Below are 16,697 nucleotides of genomic sequence, written 5' to 3'. Positions count from 1 at the left end.
GCTGTGAAGCGTCATGTACGACCCCACAGTCGCCCGGCTCACCTACCGGGCCCTGCTCGGCCGGCGCCGGGCCGCCATCCTCTTCGTCCTGCCGGCACTGCTGGTGGTCATCGCCGTGGCGGTACGCATGTTCGCCGGAGTCGATGACCAGGTCGCCTCCGACGTGCTGGGAGGCTTCGCCATCGCCACGATGGTGCCGCTGATCGGCGTGATCGCCGGAACCGGAGCCATCGGCCCCGAGATCGACGACGGTTCGATCGTCTATCTGCTGGCCAAGCCGGTGAAGCGGCCGACGATCATCTTCACCAAGTTGATCGTGGCCATCGCCGTCACGATGGTCTTCTCGGCGCTGCCCACACTGATCGCGGGGCTGATCCTCAACGGCAACGGCCAGCAGATCGCGGTGGCCTACACCGTCGCGGCGCTGGTCGCCTCGATCGCGTACAGCTCGCTGTTCCTGCTGCTGGGCACCGTCAGCCGGCACGCGGTCGTCTTCGGGCTCGTCTACGCGCTGGTGTGGGAGGGCCTGTTCGGCACCCTCGTGCCGGGGGCGCGCACGCTCAGCGTTCAGCAGTGGTCCCTCGCGGTCGCCGAGAAGGTCGGCGGGTCCGGAGCGATCACCTCCGATGTCGGGCTGCCGGTCGCGACGGTCCTGCTGGCGGCGGTCACGGTGGTGGCGACCTGGTACGCGGGGCAGAAGCTGCGCACGCTGAAGCTGGCCGGGGAGGAGTGACCGGGAGGTTCCCGCCGGACACCTCTTCCGCACTCCGTCCGTGACCGCGCGCCGAAATGCCTCAACCCCCGCCCTCGGACGGGGGTTGAGGCATTTCGGACGGTAGTACGCGTAACTGTACGGTTATCGGTTCGTTGGGCAGGGTGCGTGGAGGCAACTGGGATCTGTGACGTCGTAGCTTTCGTGAAACAGGGATTGCCGATGCCCGCGAGGCAGTGCCCGCCGGGTCGGTCATTGAGTGAGTGGCAACCGTGAGCGTCCTCCGCCCCTCAAGCCCGGGACAGGGCTGTCCATCGTCGGTTTCACGATCGGAAGGCATGCCCATGCCCACGGAAGTCGCCCTGCTCGAATCGCGTGCGCTGCGCGTCGAGCAGATGGGGCGCGTCGATGTCCTCGACAAGGTCAAGAGCCTTGTCATGCTCCCGGACGGAATTCACCTTCGCACAGGGGACGTGGCTCGGTACTTCGAAGTATCCACAGAGGTCGTCAAGAAGGTGACCCAGCGGCATCGAGCCGAGGTCGAAGAGAATGGGCTCGTGCTTCTGCGTGGCTCTGAGCTGCGGGAATTCCATAGGGACATGTTGTCCCTATGGGACGGCGAGGGAGTCGAAAGTTATCCACAGGCCGCCACTCGGCTCACTCTCTACACCCGCAGAACCGTCCTCAACGTCGCGATGCTTCTTCGCGACAGCGACATCGCGCGATGCGTCCGTACGTATCTGCTCGACGCCGAGCAGGACCTGCGTGCGGGCTATGCCTCGCTCGAACACCGCGTGACCCGGGTCGAGAGCTGCCTCGCCGGAGTGGGCAGCGCCCTTCAGGAGCTCGGGCCCGTGCTCAACCGGATGTCGCACCGGCTCGACAGCCTCGACCGGAGGCTGGACGTCACCCATCAGGTCGTCGGCGCCATGAGCGTGCGGCTGGGCCATCTGTCCGAGGACATCATCCGAATCGACGGCAGGATGGATGATCTCGCCCGCCACCTGAAGGACCTGAACCGCCGCAACAAACAGCGCTGATCCGGGGGGCTGATCACGGACTCTCGGTGCTGCCCGGAAAATGGGTGGCACCGAAAGGCCGTCCCGGGCACAGTGGTTGGCGTAGCACGCACCGACGACAACCGCACGCCGCAAGCAGGGAGAGGAGCGCGACGATGACCGAGAGTCCGAGTCCGTCGAGTTCCCATCAGGGCGGGCCCGAACCGGCACCGGAGTAGTCACCGACGACTCCGCCGTGCCGATCGGCGCAGGACGCCCGGGGCGGCTGTCTCGCGCATCGCGCGGCCGCCCTCCCGGAGGATTGGCCGAGTGGTAAGGCAGCGGCTTGCTAAGCCGTCGTCGGGGCTGTAGACCCCGCGCGCGTTCGATCCGCGCATCCTCCGCAGCGACAGTGCCGGGTACCGGTACGGGTCGGCCGCTCTTCCCGCGGCAGGCCCGTACCGGTACCCGCAAAGACGTATGCGTGGAGACGTCCCCGCAAGGACGTACCTGCACGGGCGCCCCGTGGAGACGAATCCGTCAAGCCGTAGGGGTACGGCTGAGCAGCCGCTCCAGCACCACAGCGATGCCGTCGTCCTCGTTGGACGCGGTGATCTCCTGGGCCACGGCCTTCAGATCCGCGTGCGCATTGGCCATCGCCACACCCCGCTGCGCCCAGGCGAACATCGGGATGTCGTTCGGCATGTCACCGAAGGCCAGGGTGTCCGCGGCCTTCATACCCAGCCGGCGCGCGGCCAGCGAGAGCCCGGTCGCCTTGCTCAGCCCCAGCGGCAGGATCTCCACCACCCCCGGACCTGCCATGACCACGTCCACCAGATTGCCGACCGCCGCTCGCGCGGCCTGGGCCAGTGCGTCGTCATCGAGGTCGGGGTGCTGGATGTAGACCTTGTTCAGAGGGGCCGACCACAATTCGGCCGGGTCCTTGACGAAGAGGGCCGGAAGCGGCCCTTCCTGCACGCGGTACCCGGGGCCGACCAGCACTTCGCCGTCGAGCCCGTCGCGGCTCGCCGCCAGCGCCAGCGGGCCGACCTCGGCCTCGATCTTGGACAGCGCGAGACCGGCGAGCTGCCGGTCCAGCGTCAGCGAGGTCAACAGTTTGCGCTCGCCCGCGTGGTAGACCTGTGCGCCCTGGCCGCACACGGCGAGGCCCTCGTAGCCCAGGTCGTCCAGGATGTGCCGGGTCCACGGGACCGCGCGGCCGGTGACGATGATGTGTGCGGCGCCGGCCTCGGTGACCGCGGTCAGCGCCGCACGGGTGCGCTCGGAGACCGTGTCGTCGTTACGCAGCAGCGTGCCGTCGAGATCGGTCGCGACGAGTTTGTACGGAAAGGTCACTTGGCGACCGGCTCCAGCACCTCGCGCCCGCCCAGGTACGGACGGAGCACCTCGGGCACCCGTACCGAACCGTCGGCCAGCTGGTGGTTCTCCAGGATCGCCACGATCGTGCGCGGTACGGCGCAGAGCGTGCCGTTCAGCGTGGCCAGCGGCTGGACCTTCTTACCGTCACGCATTCGGACGGACAGGCGGCGCGCCTGGAAGCCGTCGCAGTTCGACGCGGACGTCAGCTCGCGGTACTTGCCCTGCGTCGGGATCCACGCCTCGCAGTCGAACTTCCGGGAGGCCGAGGCCCCCAGGTCGCCGGTGGCGACATCGATCACCTGGAACGGCAGCTCAAGAGCGGTGAGCCACTGCTTCTCCCAGTCCAGCAGCCTGCGGTGCTCCGCCTCGGCGTCCGCCGGGTCGACGTACGAGAACATCTCCACCTTGTCGAACTGGTGGACGCGGAAGATGCCCCGGGTGTCCTTGCCGTACGTACCGGCCTCGCGGCGGAAGCACGGCGAGAAGCCCGCGTACCGCAGCGGCAGCTTGTCGGCCTCGATGATCTCGTCCATGTGGTACGCGGCGAGCGGGACCTCGGAGGTGCCGACCAGGTAGTAGTCGTCCTTCTCCAGGTGGTACACGTTCTCCGCGGCCTGGCCGAGGAAGCCGGTGCCCTCCATGGCGCGCGGGCGGACCAGCGCCGGCGTCAGCATCGGGACGAAGCCCGCCTCGGTGGCCTGCGCGATCGCCGCGTTGACGAGGGCGAGCTCCAGCAGCGCACCGACACCCGTCAGGTAGTAGAAGCGCGAACCGGAAACCTTGGCGCCGCGCTCCATGTCGATGGCGCCGAGCTTCTCGCCGAGCTCCAGGTGGTCCCTGGGCTCGAAGCCCTCCGCGCCGAAGTCACGGATCGTGCCGTGGGTCTCAAGGACGACGAAGTCCTCCTCGCCGCCGACCGGCACGTCCTCGTGGACGATGTTGCCGAGCTGGAGCAGCAGGCTCTTGGCCTGGGCGTCGGCTTCGTCCTGCGCCGTGTCGGCGGCCTTGACGTCGGCCTTCAGCTGCTCGGCCTTCTTGAGGAGCTCGGCGCGCTCCTCGGGCGAAGCCTTGGGGATGAGTTTGCCGAGCGATTTCTGCTCGGAGCGGAGTTCGTCGAAGCGGACGCCGGACGTCCTGCGCCGCTCGTCGGCGGAGAGAAGGGCGTCGACGAGCGCGACGTCCTCTCCACGGGCGCGCTGGGAGGCGCGAACACGGTCGGGGTCCTCACGGAGCAGGCGAAGGTCAATCACCTCTCCAGGCTACCGGTGAGCGCTTCTCCCGCTCGAACCGATATCGCGAAGCGTGTCACTTTGCCCGAATTGCCGGAATTGATAATGCTGAAGGGTATTCCGGGCCTGAGTCGATCTCGACCGTCAATAAAAAGAGTTTACTCCCCTAAATGGGGCAGAAGGCGTCGACCGTCTTGACGTATCGGCCTTGCCTGGAAGGGGAGTTGGTCGTCACTTGTCCACAGGTGTTGATGCTTCGCAAAGTTATCCACAGGCTGTGAAGAAGATCTGTGGATGCCGGAGGTGATCATTCCGAAAGGCCTGTGAGGGCTCCTGGATTACCGGCTCAAACCCACTTCAGACGCTCGTTCGGGTGGGAATTCGCCCTACTGAAGAGTTGATCAATGGAATTGAGGTGACGCGGGGCAGGTCGGGTGACCTGTCGCCCTGTGGATGCATCTGGGTCGCCTGGGGTGATATGTCGACGATGTCCCGTCGGGGTGTCGACTTGTCCCCAGGTCGAGAACCGTGCCTGTGGATAACTCTGTGGATGACGAAAATCGGCCGATAGCACCAGCGGTGCGGGTACGACAGGACGTGATCGGCCCGGTCGCAAGCCTGGGAGGACCCGGGGCTCCGTACCGCCGTCAGCCCCGGCCGTCCAGGTTGCGGGCCAGCCAGTCGGAGGCCTCCGTGAACTCCGCGTCCGACGTCCCCGCCCGCAGCGGCCGTACGTCCTGCAGTGCCACTTCGGCCCGCGGATAGGAACCGAGGAAGCGCACCTTCGGGCAGACCCGCTTCAGCCCCATCAACGCCTCGCCGACCCGGCGGTCCGCGATGTGCCCCTCGGCGTCCACCGCGAAGCAGTAGTTCCCGATGCCCGCCCCCGTCGGCCGGGACTGGATCAGCATCAGGTTGACCCCGCGCACCGCGAACTCCTGGAGCAGTTCGAGCAGCGCTCCGGGGTGGTCCTCGCCCAGCCAGATGACCACCGAGGTCTTGTCCGCCCCCGTCGGCGCGGCCGGGCGGGCCGGGCGGCCGACCAGGACGAAGCGGGTCTGCGCATTCACCGCGTCGTGGATCTCGGTCACCAGAGGTTCGAGACCGTAGGTCGCCGCCGCGAACTCACCCGCGAAGGCCGCGTCGTACCGCCCCTCCTGCACCAGCCGGGCACCGTCGGCGTTGGAGGCCGCGGACTCCCATACGACGTCCGGGAGATGGGCGGCCATCCAGTTGCGCACCTGCGGCTGCGCGGCCGGATGCGCGGTGACCGACTTGATGTCGGACAGTTTGGTGCCCGGCCGCACCAGCAGCGCGAAGGTGATGGAGAGCAGCACCTCGCGATAGATCATCAGCGGTTCGCCGGTGGTCAGCTCGTCGAGCGTCGCGGTGATGCCGCCCTCGACGGAGTTCTCGATCGGTACGAGCGCCGCCGCGGCGGTCCCGTTGCGCACCGCGTCCAGAGCCAGCGGCACGGAGACCATCGGCACGAGTTCGCGGGTGGCGGCTTCCGGGAGCGTACGGAGGGCGACCTCGGTGAAGGTGCCTTCGGGGCCGAGATATGCGTAGCGCGTGGCGGACATACCGTCACCCTAATCTGCCCCGGACGCTCAGGACTCCAGTAGCCGCTGACCCACGTATTCGCCGTCCGCCGCACCACCCGGCACCGCGAACAGGCCACTGGCCTCGTGCCGGACGAACGTGGACAGGGCATCTCCCCGGTCCAGTTTCCGCTGCACGGGTACGAATCCACGCAGCGGATCCGCCTGCCAGCAGATGAACAGCAGCCCGGCGTCCGGAGACCCGTCCGCCGCGATGCCGTCGTGGTAGGAGAAGGGGCGCCGCAGCATGGCCGCACCGCTGTTCTTCTCCGGGGAGGAGATCCGGGCGTGGGCGTTGTCCGGGATCAGGAGCTTGCCGTCGGGGCCCGCCCGGTCGAGGTTCATCGCGGTGGTCTCGGTGCCACCGCTCAGCGGGGCGCCGTCCTTCTTGCGGCGCCCTATGACCTGCTCCTGTCGCTCCACCGGGAGCTGCTCCCAGTCGTCGAGCAACATCCTGATCCGGCGGACGACCGCATACGAGCCGCCGGTCAGCCAGTCGTACTTCGTCTCCGTCCCGGCCGGGACGAAGACGCGCCGGTCGAAATCGCTGTCGGCGGGCTTCGGGTTGTTCGTGCCGTCCACCTGTCCCATCAGATTGCGGGCGGTCATCGGCTGCGCGGTGGCGCCGGGGGAGCGGTTGAAGCCGTTCATCTGCCAGCGGACCCGGGCGGCAGGGGCCGCCTCCTTCTGTACGGCACGCAGTGCGTGGAAGGCGACGAGTGCGTCGTCGGCACCGATCTGTACCCAGAGATCGCCGTTGGAGCGCTTGGCGTCGAGGTGGTCGGCGGAGAACGGTGGCAGCGGGTCGAGCCCCGGTGGCCGGTGATCGACCAGGCCGGTGCGTTCGAAGAAGGTGTGGCCGAAGCCGAAGGTGATGGTCAGCGAGGACGGTCCGGCATCCAGAGCGATCCCGGTGTCATGGGCCGTGCCGTCCGCCGAACCGCTGTCGGCCGGTTCGCCGGCCATCAGGCGCCGGGCCACGTCCGACCACCGGCGCATCAGGGCGGCCGCTTCCTTCCGTCCCCCGCCGGGCGCCAGGTCGAAGGCGACGAGATGACCGCATGCCTGAAGCGGAGTGGTGATCCCCGGTTGATGTTTCCCGTGAAACATCAACCGGGTGGCGCCGACCGTGGTCAGAGCGGCGTGCTCATCGGGCCGGGTCGCGGCATAGCCGGTCGCACCGCCCGCCGCACCCAGCACGAGCCCGGTCGCACCGGCCGCGCCCGCGCTGCCGAGCAACCGCCGCCGGGAGATCGAACCGCTGCCAGGAGTCCCGTCGCTCTTGCGGCGCCCGTCGCCCTTGCTGCGACCGGCTCCGCCCCTTCCGTTTCCGTCTCCGACGGAGGTGCCGCCGTTCCCCGCAGTGGTCTTTCCGCCGCGGGGGGAGCTCTTCTTGCTGCTGTTTCCGCTCACGATCCTGCTCAGCCGATCTTCACGTTCTTGTCGATGGTCGTCTGATCGATGTCCGACGTACGTACGGTCACGGCGACCTTCCAGTCGCCCACCATCGGGATCTGGACGCCGCTCGCGGTCCAGTGGCCCTCGGTGAGCCGGACGGGGAGTACGGGAAGCGGGCCGATGTCCTTGGACTCCAGGGTGAAGGCGAGCTTCAGCTCGGGGACGTCCATGGCCTTGCCGTCGGGACTGTCGATCCAGATGTGGAGCTCGTTGGCGCCGGTACGAGCGGGGTCGATGTCCATCCGCACCGTTCCCTTGCCGTTCTTGCCGCCCGTGTCGAAGGGCAGCGCCAGGTTGACCGGGCCTTGGGCCACGGGGGCGGTCGCCGTCGCGGAGCCACGGGCCGCTTCTTCCTCGGTACGTCCCGGCTCGGTCGAGGTCAGCACGGTCGTCACGGCCAACAGCGCCACGGCGACCGCGACTTCCGCCAGCACCGAGCGGCGCAGCCCGGACCGCTCGGGGTCGGCATCGCGGATCCGCTTCTTCTCGGCGGTGGCCACGGCGGCCCGCTGCCGCGCGAGCTGCGTCGCCCGCGCGGGGTCCTCGGCCAAGGGCGCCGGTGTGCCTTCGGTCCGGGGCTTTTCGGCCTCGGTCAGGGACGCCGGCGCGCCTTCGGCCTGAGACGTCCCGGCCCCGGCCCCGCCTTCCGTTCCGGCCCCGGCCCCGGTCCTCTCGATCGCGGCCCCGGGCTCGGCCCCGGTCTCATCCGTCTCCGCCTCGGCCCCTTCCGCGCTCTTCTCCGCGGCGGCTCCGTTCGAGACCAGTCGTTCGGCTCCGCTCACGACCAGTCGTGCGGTCCAGCGGCGCGAGATCCAGGCGACCCCGACCAGGACAGCGACGAGTCCCACCTTCACGAGCAGGAGTCGCCCGTATCCGGTGCCGGTGAGCGCGGACCAGGTGCCGACCTGGCGCCAGGACTGGTAGATCCCGGTGGCGGTGAGCACGAGCACGCTGCCGAAAGCGATACGGGAGAAGCGCCGTACGGCAGCGGCTCCGATGTCCGGCGTCCGGTAGAGCGCGACCAGCAGGGCCACCAGCCCGCCCAGCCAGGCCGCGACGGCCAGCAGATGGAGTATGTCGACCGGCATGGCGATGCCCGGCTGGATCCCTGTCGAAGCATGTTCGGCGAGTGCCCAGGTCCCGGCGATCCCGGCGGCGATCACCGTGCCGCCGGTGGCCAGTCCGAAGGTGAGGTCCTTCTTCTCGCGCTCGTCCTCGCGCTTCGCGTACGCCCCGAACAACACGGCGATGAAGAGCGCGGAAGCGCCGAGCAGCAGCAGCCTGGATACGAGCGCCGCCCCGGGCTTAGTGTCGAGGACGGCCTTCAGACCGTCGAGGTCGAAGGCGTCCGCGAGCTTCCCGGAGCCGGTGTACGGATTGCGCAGGAGCAGCATGGCCAGGGTGGCCACGGTGAGGGTCATCCAGCCGCGTACGACCAGGCGTTGCAAGGGGCGTGCGCCGGCCCCGCGCTGCCAGCAGGTCAGCACGAAGGCGGCGCCGCCGGCCAGCAGGATGAAACCGGCGTAGGCGGCGTAGCGCGCGATGCCGTAGAGGGTTCCGACGAGTCCGCCTCCGGCCTGTTCCGTCGGAAGGGCGACCGTGGTCTTCGAGGGGGCTCCGACGGAGAAGGTGAAGGCGCCCGAGACGGGGTGGCTGTCCGCGGAGACGGCCTGCCAGGCGACGGTGTACGTGCCGTCGGGCAGCCCGGAGTGCAGCGAGACGCCGTACTTCACGGTGGAGCCGCTGTGCAGATCACGGGGGGCGACGGCGGTGTCGGCGCGTTTGCCGTCGGGGTCGAGGACTCTGACGGAGTCGCTGCCCATGGCGACCTGTTCGGAGAAGGTGAGCGTGACCTCCTTGGGTGCGGTGTCGACCACCGCCCCGTCCTGCGGATCGCTCCCGGTGAGCGCGGCATGTGCGGACGCGGGGCCCGCACCGCCCAGCAGCAGGCCGAACACCATGCCGACAAGGGCGGCGAGGAGTGCGGCCGCGGCGAGCGGTCGTCGTGGCGCGGGGGTGGACGGGGACGGTCCGAAGTGCGGGGCGGTGGCTGTCATGGTGAGTCAGTCCCTCACTGCTTCTTCGGGTTGTGGGTGGTCTCCTTCACGGGAAGATCGATCTTTATCGGGTCGGCCTTCTCGAAGTGCAGCTCCACGGACACCTTCTCGCCCTGCTTGGGCTGCTGCTTGAGTTTCATGAACATGATGTGGTTCCCACCGCGTTCCAGATCCAGTTCGCCGCCCGCGGGCACCTCGAAGGACGACACCATGCGCATCGTCTGGTTCTTCGACTCGTGGATCGTGACGTCGTCGGAGAGGGGGCTGGTGACCGAGGTGAGCCGGTCGGACGTGCCGCCGCTGTTCCGTACGACGAGGAAGCCGGCCGCCATGTCACTGACGGGCTGCGGCATGAACGCGCCTGTCACCTTCAGCACGGGCCCGCTGCTCGCGGAGGAGCAACCCGCCAGCGTCAGCCCGGTGGTGAGGGCGACGACGCCGACGAGCGCGGTGCGGCGGTTCACGGAGTCTCCCCCTTGATGATCTTGGGGAGGTCCTTGGTGTAGTCGTCCGGCGAGGTGTCCTCGCTGTACATGAGGTACCCCTTGTCGGTCTTCGGGGAGAACGCGACGACCTGGGATCCGTGCATCGAGACGACCGTGCCGTCCTTCTCCTTCTTCGGTGCGTCGATGCCGATGCCGATCTGGCGCGCGCCCGCCTGGATGGTGGGGAAGTCGCCGGTGAGGCCGATGAAGGAGGGGTCCTGGGACTTGAGCCAGGTGCCCAGCGAGGACGGGGTGTCCCGCTCGGGGTCGGTGGTCACGAAGACGACCCGGAGCTTGTCCTGATCGGCCTTGGGCAGGGACTTCTTGGCGATGGCGATGTTGTTCACGATGAGCGGGCAGACATCGGGGCAGTTGGTGTAGCCGAAGTAGATCAGCGTCGGCTTGCCCTTGGTCTGCTCACGGAGGTCGTACTTCTTGCCGTGGGTGTCGGTGAGGACGAGATCGGGCTTGGCGAACGGCTGGTCGAGTACCGTCGCGGCCTTGGTCTTGGCCTGGGCGGACACATCGGCGATGGGCCTCTTCGCGCTGTCGTCGCTGCTGCCGCAGGCGGACAGCGAGAGAGCGGCCGCGGCGACGAGCGCCGCGGCCAGCACAGTCTTCTTACGCATGGAGCACTGATTCCTGGTGGGTCGGTGGGACGGGTGGGGCTGTGGTTCAGGCAGTGCGACGGCGGCCGGCGAGGATGCCGAAGGCCACTCCCGCGATGCCGACGAGGATGCCGACGATGCCGAGGACGCGGGCCGTGGTGTCACTGTCGGACGTGTCCGACGCGGCCGTCGTCTGCTTGTCCGCCGCCTGCGTGGTGGCGTCGGCACCGGCCTTGTCGGCGGCACCCGCGCCGTGCTCGCCGGTGGCCGCCGCGGTCAGCTTGAGGACCGGTGCCGGGTTCTCGGGCTCGGCGGCACCGTCCTTCGGCTCCTCGATCCAGCGGACGACCTCCTTGTTGTCGTACGTCTGGATGGCCTTGAAGACCAGCTGGTCGGCGTTCTCGGGGAGTTGCCCGATGGAGAGCGGGAACTGCTGGAAGTTGCCCGGACGGATGCCGAGGTCGTTCTTGTCGCCCTTGGCGGTCCAGGTGACCTTGGAGACGGCCTCGTTGATCTTCTCGCCGTGCATTTCGAGCGGCTTGGCCAGCTTGCTCTTGGTGACCTCGATGTCCCAGCCGGGCACGGCCTGCGGCATGACGGAGGCCAGCGGGTGGTCGGTCGGGAAGTTGACCTCGACCTTGGTCGTCGAGGCGTCGGCGCGCTCGTTGGGGACCTTGAAGTTGACGGTGGCGTAACCGCCCTTGGCGGCCTCGCCCTGGGGCTGCACGCTGACGTGCGCGGAGGCGGTACCGGCGAGGATCAGCACGGTGGACGCGGCGATGCCGCCGGCGAGGGCGATGCGGGAAACGTTCATGACAGGGATTACTCCACGGAAGCACGAAGGAAAGGTGGTCCGGCGCGCGGGTGCGCGGCGGCATCGCGACACCCCTGCCTCACGTACGGCGTGCGTACGCCGACTCGCACGGCACCGGTCGGTTCCGGGCGTCGAGTCGGGCATGCATCGAGTGGCGGGTGTCGCGTCAGGCTGCGAGCGCGTACGCCGGGGGCGGCCCGCGCCTGATCACCATGTGCTGCAAGGGGTCCCCGGTGGCGGGGGCCGGGGCGTCGGCCCCGGCACGCGGGATGCGCGGCCCGGTCGTCGGCCCCCCGGGCAGGCCGGCGCGCAAGGCGTTCACCAGTGAGAGCGCGGCGCGCAGCGCGCGCAGCCGGGCCCCGGCCGCGAGTTGCTGGACGCCGTGCGCGGAGAGCCGGGCGAGCCGGAACAGCGCGATCTCGCCGCGCCGCAGCAGCCAGCCGGTGGCCACGGCGGCCAGCAGATGGCCGAGCAGCATGGGCAGACCGGGCAGCAGGCCGGTGAGGCCGACGGGATCCGCGCCGGCCGCGGACGCCATGTGCTGGTGGCCACCGGCCGTCACCGACGCCGGGTCGATGCCCGCGGTGGTGACGATGCGGCGAGCTTCGGCGGCGTTCAACTGCGCCGGTCCCATGCCGCACACAATGCTTGCCGCGAACCGGATCAGCGGGTCGTCGCCCGTCGTCGTGCCGGCCGGCGTGGTATGCGCACCCACGCCGAAGAGGGTGTGCAGGGCGATCTGTCCGCCGGCCAGCGCGGCTGCGATGGACGGCAGTGAGCGCTCGCGTCCGGCGAGCGGTGCCGCCACCGCGAAGACCCCCAGGAATCCGGCGAGCAGGGTCCACCAGGGGACGGCCGCGCAGGAGGCCAGGGAGTGACCTGCCGCGGACAGCGCGACACAGACCGCGGTGAACACCGCGGCCCTCAGGAGCCGCAGACCGGCTCCGGCGCGTGCGACAGGCATAGACATGGCGGGGCCATCATCGCACCGCACCCCCGGCTTGGGTACGGCAGGTCCGGAAGGTCGGCTTCCGTCCGATTGGACGCGGGTCGTCGCCTGTGTGGCCGGGTCCGGGCGACCCGTGGGGAGATCGGCGGAGAGGGCGCCGGGCCACGGGCGGGTCCGTCGGCCGGGTCCGGCATACACGGGATGTACGGCGTGCGGGTATCCGCCGAATGAGCGGTCTCACATCCGGTCCGTGCTTACGAAGGGTCCCGCGCGGCAATACGTATCGGTATGTCGAGCCGCAGCCAGGAGGCTGGAGCATGAGCATCTGGTGGTCCCTCCATTTGCGGCGCGAGGCTGCGAGCGTTCCGCTCGCCCGTCGTTTCCTGCTGGGAGCCATGGAGACCGCGGGCGTGGACCCGGACATCTCCTTCGACCTGTCGGTCGCGCTCAGCGAGGCCTGTGCGAACGCCGTTGAACACGGCGGCGACCACAGGGGCCAGGGCGAACAGAGCGTCGGCCGCGATCCGTGGGACGTATGGGACGAGTTGCCCGGGACGGCCTCCGGGGAGTACCAGGTCACCGCCTATCTGGACGGCGAGAAGTGCCGTATCGAAGTCGCCGATTCGGGGCCCGGCTTCCCCGCCCGGCGCACGCTGCGCACGTCGGCGCCGCAGCACGAGCCCCAGCAGTACCCGCCGCTCGGCGCGGAGAACGGCAGGGGGCTCTGCCTCATCGAGCAGCTGGCCGATCACGTCCACTTCGGCAACCGTCCCGGCCGCGGCGCCGTGGTGAGTTTCGACAAGGTCCTGAAGTGGCGGAAGGGCGCCCTGCTCATGGCATCCTGAGCGGGGCGCCCTTCGGCGTGCCGGAGGCCCGTCGCCGTATCGGCCGGACCTTCCGGATCAGCCCTTGAGCCGAGCCATCCACGCCTCGACCTCGTCGGCCCGGCGCGGCAGCTTGTCGGAGAGGTTCCGGTTGCCGTCCTCGGTGACCAGGATGTCGTCCTCGATCCGGACGCCGATGCCCCGGTACTCCTCGGGGACGGTCAGGTCGTCGGTCTGGAAGTACAGACCCGGCTCGACCGTGAGGCAGACGCCGGGCTCCAGCGTCCCGCTGACGTACGTCTCGGTGCGCGCGGCGGCGCAGTCGTGGACGTCCATGCCGAGCATGTGACCGGTGCCGTGCAGCGTCCAGCGGCGCTGGAGGCCGAGCTCCAGGACCTTGTCCACGGACAGGTCGCCGAGCAGGCCCCACTCGACGAGCTTCTCCGTGAGCACACGCTGCGCCGCGTCGTGGAAGTCGCGGTAGTCGGCGCCGGGCTTGACGGCCGCGATGCCCGCTTCCTGGGCCTCGTACACCGCGTCGTAGATCTTCCGCTGCAGCGGCGTGAACGTGCCGTTGATCGGAAGGGTGCGTGTCACGTCGGCGGTGTAGAGGTCGTTGGTCTCCACACCGGCGTCGAGGAGCAGCAGCTCGCCGGAGCGCACCGGCCCGTCGTTGCGCACCCAGTGCAGGGTGGTGGCGTGCGGACCGGCCGCGCAGATCGAGCCGTAGCCGATGTCGTTGCCCTCGATGCGGGCGCGGAGGAAGAAGGTGCCCTCGATGTAGCGCTCGCTGGTCGCCTCGGCCTTGTCGAGGACCTTCACGACGTCCTCGAAGCCGCGTGCGGTGGCGTCGCAAGCCTTCTCCAGCTCGGCGATCTCGAAGGCGTCCTTGACCAGCCGGGCCTCGGAGAGGTGGACGCGCAGCTCCTCGTCGCGCTCCGCGGTGACCTTGTCGGTCAGCGCGGCCTCGATGCCGGCGTCGTGGCCGCGGACGTTGCGCACCGGGCCGGTGGCCTCGGCCAGCGCGGCCGGGAGCTCGCGCACGTCCTTCGCCGGGATGCCCAGCAGCTGCTCGGCCTCGGCGAGGGAGTGGCGGCGGCCGACCCACAGCTCGCCCTGGCCGTCGAGCCAGAACTCGCCGTTCTCGCGGTTGGAGCGCGGCAGCAGGTGGATGGTCGCCTGGTGCCCGTCCTGCGTCGGCTCCAGGACGAGGACGCCGTCCTGGGTCTGGTCGCCGGTGAGGTACGCGTACTCGGTGGAGGCGCGGAAGGCGTACTCGGTGTCATTGGAGCGGGTCTTCAGGTGGCCCGCGGGGATGACCAGACGCTCACCGGGGAAGCGCGCGGAGAGCGCGGCGCGGCGGGCGGCGGTGTGTGCGGCCTGGGCGATCGGTTCGAGGCCGTGCAGCTCGGTATCGGCCCAACCGGACTTCATGTTCGCGGCGAGTTCATCGGAGACGCCCGGGTACAGGCCGTTCTTCCGCTGCTTGACCGTTTCTTCTGCCTCGGTCTCCGGGTTCTCCGGGGTGAGCTCCTCAGCCACGACTTGTCTCTCCTTGTTACGACACTGGACCTCGTCCATCGTACGGGCGTACGGAAGGGGGCACAGGGCCGGAAGACCTGTTACACGACCGGGCCGGGGCGGGTGGCGCGACGCGGCCGGGGCGGGCGGCGCGGCTCAGTCGAAGCGCGCGGCCAGAACGACGACGTCCTCCGTGTCGCCGCCCTGGTCGAGCCCGTCCGGCAGCACGGTCCGCAGCACGTGATCGGCCACGGCCCCGGCGTCGTCGCGCAGCGCCTTCGGTACGCACGCCGCCGCCGAGTGGAGCCGTGCGAACGCCCGGTCCGTCGAGTCGCCGGTGCGGCGCAGCAGCCCGTCGGTGTAGAGGAGCACGGTCTCGCCGGGCGCCGGCGCGATCTCCACACTGGGCGCCTCCCAGCAGGCGAGCATGCCCAGCGGCGCGGAGACCGAGGTCTCGACGAACTGGGTGCGCCGGTCGCCGATCACGAGCGGCGGGGTGTGGCCGGCGCCGGCCAGCAGGATCTTGTGGCGGGCGGGTTCGCAGTACGCGAACAGGGCGGTCGCGGAACGGGCGGGTTCGGTCAGCCGCAGCAGCAGTTCCAGATCCGAGAGCACGGCGACCGGATCCTCGCCCTCCATCACCGCGTACGCCCGCAGACCGGCACGCAACCGGCCCATGGCGGCCAGTGCGCTCGGTCCGGAGCCGTTCACCGAGCCCACGGCGAGACCGAGCGCGCCTTCCGGCAGGGCCAGCGCGTCGTACCAGTCGCCGCCGCCCTGGGGCGCCGTGCGGTGGCGTGCGGCCAACTGGACGCCGGCGACCCGGGGAAGCCGGCTGGGCAGCAGTTCCTCGGTGACGGTGGCGACATCCGCCCTGGCCCGCTCCAGTTCCAGCAGTCTGGCCAGGTGCTCGCCGGCGAATCCGGCGTAGAGGCCGACGAGATGGCGCCGGCGTTCCAGCGGCTCGGCGGGCTCGTCGTACAGCCAGACGGCGGCGCCGAGCCTGCCGGTCGCCTCGGCGCTGATCGGCAGGGCGTAGCTGGCGGCGTATCCGAGCCGGGCGGCGACCTCGCGGCGACGGGGGTCCAGGCTGGTGTCGCCGAGCAGATCGGGGGTGGTCTGCGCTCGTTCGGCGTCCGGGAGGCCTTCCAGGATCCGGCCGTAGGAGGTGGCCCGGCGCGGAATCGTTTCGATGTGCCCGAGCTCGGCGTGGGTGAGCCCGAGACCGATGGTGCTGACGGGGCCACGGCGGTCGGACGGTTCGAAGACGACCAGACCGCGGCGGGCACCGACCAGGGCCGCTCCGGCGCTCAGCAGTTCGTGCAGCGCGTCGTCGAGCGCGCTGGTTCTGGCGAGCCGCTCGGTGAGTTCGTGCAGGGTGGTGAGGTCGGAGACCCAGCCGGCCAGCCGGTCCTGGATGAACGCTCCGGGGGCGGCCGGTACTTCGGACAGAGATCCGGCAGTGTGAGCTGAAACAGGAACCATGGGATCGATTCCGGCCACTTTCGGCAGGTGCGGGGCGCTCATGACAGTCGGCTTTCCCACCGGTGCGATTCGTCGAATAGCATCGCAAACCCCCATGTCATTCTGCGCCGCTATCAGTGCATCCACGTGTACACGTAGCATCCACATGTACACGCACAAGTGAGGCGATGTCCAGCATTGTCCCTGCGGGAATTGTGGTGTCCAAGTAACTGCAAAGTTGGCCAAAAAATGCCCCCAGTGGCGGTTATTTGCGGTCGACTGGGCGTGCTCGACAGGGGGTGTTCTCGGGGTGAAGTCCCGGAGGGTGCGTCATTTCGGGCATGCTGGGTACGTAATCGGTGATGACCAGGGGCAGTTCTGATCGCCCCGGAACCTGGCAGTGGGCCCAGGCGTCCTCTCCTGTGACGGCTACGCCCCCACCCCCGAGTGGCGGGGCTTGCACCTTGAGACGGTCGGCGCGATGCGTGCGCTGCTCCTCGCCATGCTTGTGTCCGGACCCGCCTCGCCCTTGCTCGACCCGGCTCAGCTCATGCTCGGTACCGACGACTCACCCGTACCGCGACCCTGAAGAGCATG

General features: G+C 69.4%; 15 protein-coding genes and 1 tRNA gene. 5 read left to right on the top strand and 11 right to left on the bottom strand.

The genetic code is table 11. From position 1 onward, the window contains the following. Positions 1-13: 13 nt before the first annotated feature. The 3 genes from ACZ68L_RS13130 to ACZ68L_RS13120 all read left to right on the top strand — a co-directional run bounded on the left by ACZ68L_RS13130 (position 14) and on the right by ACZ68L_RS13120 (position 2,114). Complete coding sequence (locus ACZ68L_RS13130; RefSeq protein WP_469576679.1) at positions 14-733, top strand: ABC transporter permease; 720 nt, start codon at positions 14-16, stop codon at positions 731-733. 323 nt (positions 734-1,056) lie between these two features. Next, entirely contained in the window at positions 1,057-1,752 is a 696-nt protein-coding gene (locus ACZ68L_RS13125) for a hypothetical protein (protein ID WP_469576897.1), read from the top strand. Between the two features lie 274 nt (positions 1,753-2,026). Continuing rightward, positions 2,027-2,114, top strand: a tRNA-Ser gene (locus ACZ68L_RS13120). Positions 2,115-2,250: 136 nt separating this feature from the next. Here the strand turns inward: ACZ68L_RS13120 and ACZ68L_RS13115 are convergent. The 9 genes from ACZ68L_RS13115 to ACZ68L_RS13075 form a co-directional block, all read right to left on the bottom strand. Continuing rightward, positions 2,251-3,066 carry an HAD family hydrolase gene (locus ACZ68L_RS13115; protein ID WP_469576677.1) on the bottom strand — a complete coding sequence of 272 codons (816 nt, stop codon included), beginning with the start codon at positions 3,064-3,066 and terminating at the stop codon, positions 2,251-2,253. After that, a complete protein-coding gene (serS, locus tag ACZ68L_RS13110; protein WP_469576675.1) occupies positions 3,063-4,340 on the bottom strand; it encodes a serine--tRNA ligase in 1,278 nt (425 codons plus the stop codon). The genes ACZ68L_RS13115 and serS overlap by 4 nt, the downstream gene beginning before the upstream one ends. A 626-nt stretch (positions 4,341-4,966) precedes the next feature. Further along, complete coding sequence (gene pheA, locus ACZ68L_RS13105; protein ID WP_469576673.1) at positions 4,967-5,902, bottom strand: prephenate dehydratase; 936 nt, start codon at positions 5,900-5,902, stop codon at positions 4,967-4,969. 27 nt (positions 5,903-5,929) lie between these two features. Then, positions 5,930-7,174, bottom strand: coding sequence for an iron uptake transporter deferrochelatase/peroxidase subunit (gene efeB / locus ACZ68L_RS13100; RefSeq protein WP_469576896.1), 1,245 nt, complete (start codon positions 7,172-7,174; stop codon positions 5,930-5,932). A 167-nt stretch (positions 7,175-7,341) separates the two neighbouring features. Continuing rightward, positions 7,342-9,435 (bottom strand): copper resistance CopC/CopD family protein, encoded by a 2,094-nt coding sequence (locus ACZ68L_RS13095; RefSeq protein WP_469576672.1) that lies wholly within the window; start codon positions 9,433-9,435, stop codon positions 7,342-7,344. A 14-nt stretch (positions 9,436-9,449) separates the two neighbouring features. After that, on the bottom strand, positions 9,450-9,899 hold the full coding sequence (locus ACZ68L_RS13090) for a copper chaperone PCu(A)C (RefSeq protein WP_469576670.1): 450 nt from the start codon (positions 9,897-9,899) through the stop codon (positions 9,450-9,452). Further along, positions 9,896-10,549, bottom strand: coding sequence for an SCO family protein (locus ACZ68L_RS13085; protein ID WP_469576669.1), 654 nt, complete (start codon positions 10,547-10,549; stop codon positions 9,896-9,898). Before ACZ68L_RS13085 ends, ACZ68L_RS13090 begins: the two co-directional genes overlap by 4 nt. A 46-nt stretch (positions 10,550-10,595) precedes the next feature. After that, positions 10,596-11,342, bottom strand: coding sequence for a YcnI family copper-binding membrane protein (locus tag ACZ68L_RS13080; protein ID WP_469576667.1), 747 nt, complete (start codon positions 11,340-11,342; stop codon positions 10,596-10,598). A 166-nt stretch (positions 11,343-11,508) separates the two neighbouring features. Then, positions 11,509-12,312 (bottom strand): hypothetical protein, encoded by an 804-nt coding sequence (locus tag ACZ68L_RS13075; protein WP_469576665.1) that lies wholly within the window; start codon positions 12,310-12,312, stop codon positions 11,509-11,511. A 296-nt stretch (positions 12,313-12,608) separates the two neighbouring features. On the opposite strand from ACZ68L_RS13075, the gene ACZ68L_RS13070 reads away from it, so the two are divergent. Continuing rightward, positions 12,609-13,136 (top strand): ATP-binding protein, encoded by a 528-nt coding sequence (locus ACZ68L_RS13070; protein WP_469576663.1) that lies wholly within the window; start codon positions 12,609-12,611, stop codon positions 13,134-13,136. 57 nt (positions 13,137-13,193) lie between these two features. Here the strand turns inward: ACZ68L_RS13070 and ACZ68L_RS13065 are convergent, their stop codons facing one another. Together ACZ68L_RS13065 and ACZ68L_RS13060 are read right to left on the bottom strand one after the other, a co-directional pair. After that, on the bottom strand, positions 13,194-14,657 hold the full coding sequence (locus tag ACZ68L_RS13065; RefSeq protein WP_469576661.1) for an aminopeptidase P family protein: 1,464 nt from the start codon (positions 14,655-14,657) through the stop codon (positions 13,194-13,196). A gap of 135 nt (positions 14,658-14,792) precedes the next feature. Next, positions 14,793-16,163, bottom strand: a complete 1,371-nt coding sequence (locus tag ACZ68L_RS13060) for a PP2C family protein-serine/threonine phosphatase (protein WP_469576659.1) — start codon at positions 16,161-16,163, stop codon at positions 14,793-14,795. Between the two features lie 337 nt (positions 16,164-16,500). Here ACZ68L_RS13060 and ACZ68L_RS13055 point away from each other — a divergent pair, with 337 nt between their 5' ends. Next, positions 16,501-16,689, top strand: a complete 189-nt coding sequence (locus tag ACZ68L_RS13055) for a hypothetical protein (protein ID WP_469576658.1) — start codon at positions 16,501-16,503, stop codon at positions 16,687-16,689. Positions 16,690-16,697: the final 8 nt, after the last annotated feature.

The organism is Streptomyces sp. NPDC104309 (assembly GCF_055584025.1).
The sequence above is the reverse complement of the archived record's forward strand: the minus strand, read 5'-3'. Positions and strand labels throughout refer to the sequence as shown.

What these genes read in the sequence shown, in the direction of transcription:
- pheA (WP_469576673.1), bottom strand. Translation starts at nt 5,902, where the DNA reads ATGTCCGCCACGCGCTACGCATATCTCGGCCCCGAAGGCACCTTCACC.
- ACZ68L_RS13085 (WP_469576669.1), bottom strand. Translation starts at nt 10,549, where the DNA reads ATGCGTAAGAAGACTGTGCTGGCCGCGGCGCTCGTCGCCGCGGCCGCT.
- ACZ68L_RS13060 (WP_469576659.1), bottom strand. Translation starts at nt 16,163, where the DNA reads ATGAGCGCCCCGCACCTGCCGAAAGTGGCCGGAATCGATCCCATGGTT.
- ACZ68L_RS13095 (WP_469576672.1), bottom strand. Translation starts at nt 9,435, where the DNA reads ATGACAGCCACCGCCCCGCACTTCGGACCGTCCCCGTCCACCCCCGCG.
- ACZ68L_RS13075 (WP_469576665.1), bottom strand. Translation starts at nt 12,312, where the DNA reads ATGTCTATGCCTGTCGCACGCGCCGGAGCCGGTCTGCGGCTCCTGAGG.
- ACZ68L_RS13080 (WP_469576667.1), bottom strand. Translation starts at nt 11,342, where the DNA reads ATGAACGTTTCCCGCATCGCCCTCGCCGGCGGCATCGCCGCGTCCACC.
- ACZ68L_RS13070 (WP_469576663.1), top strand. Translation starts at nt 12,609, where the DNA reads ATGAGCATCTGGTGGTCCCTCCATTTGCGGCGCGAGGCTGCGAGCGTT.
- ACZ68L_RS13125 (WP_469576897.1), top strand. Translation starts at nt 1,057, where the DNA reads ATGCCCACGGAAGTCGCCCTGCTCGAATCGCGTGCGCTGCGCGTCGAG.
- ACZ68L_RS13130 (WP_469576679.1), top strand. Translation starts at nt 14, where the DNA reads ATGTACGACCCCACAGTCGCCCGGCTCACCTACCGGGCCCTGCTCGGC.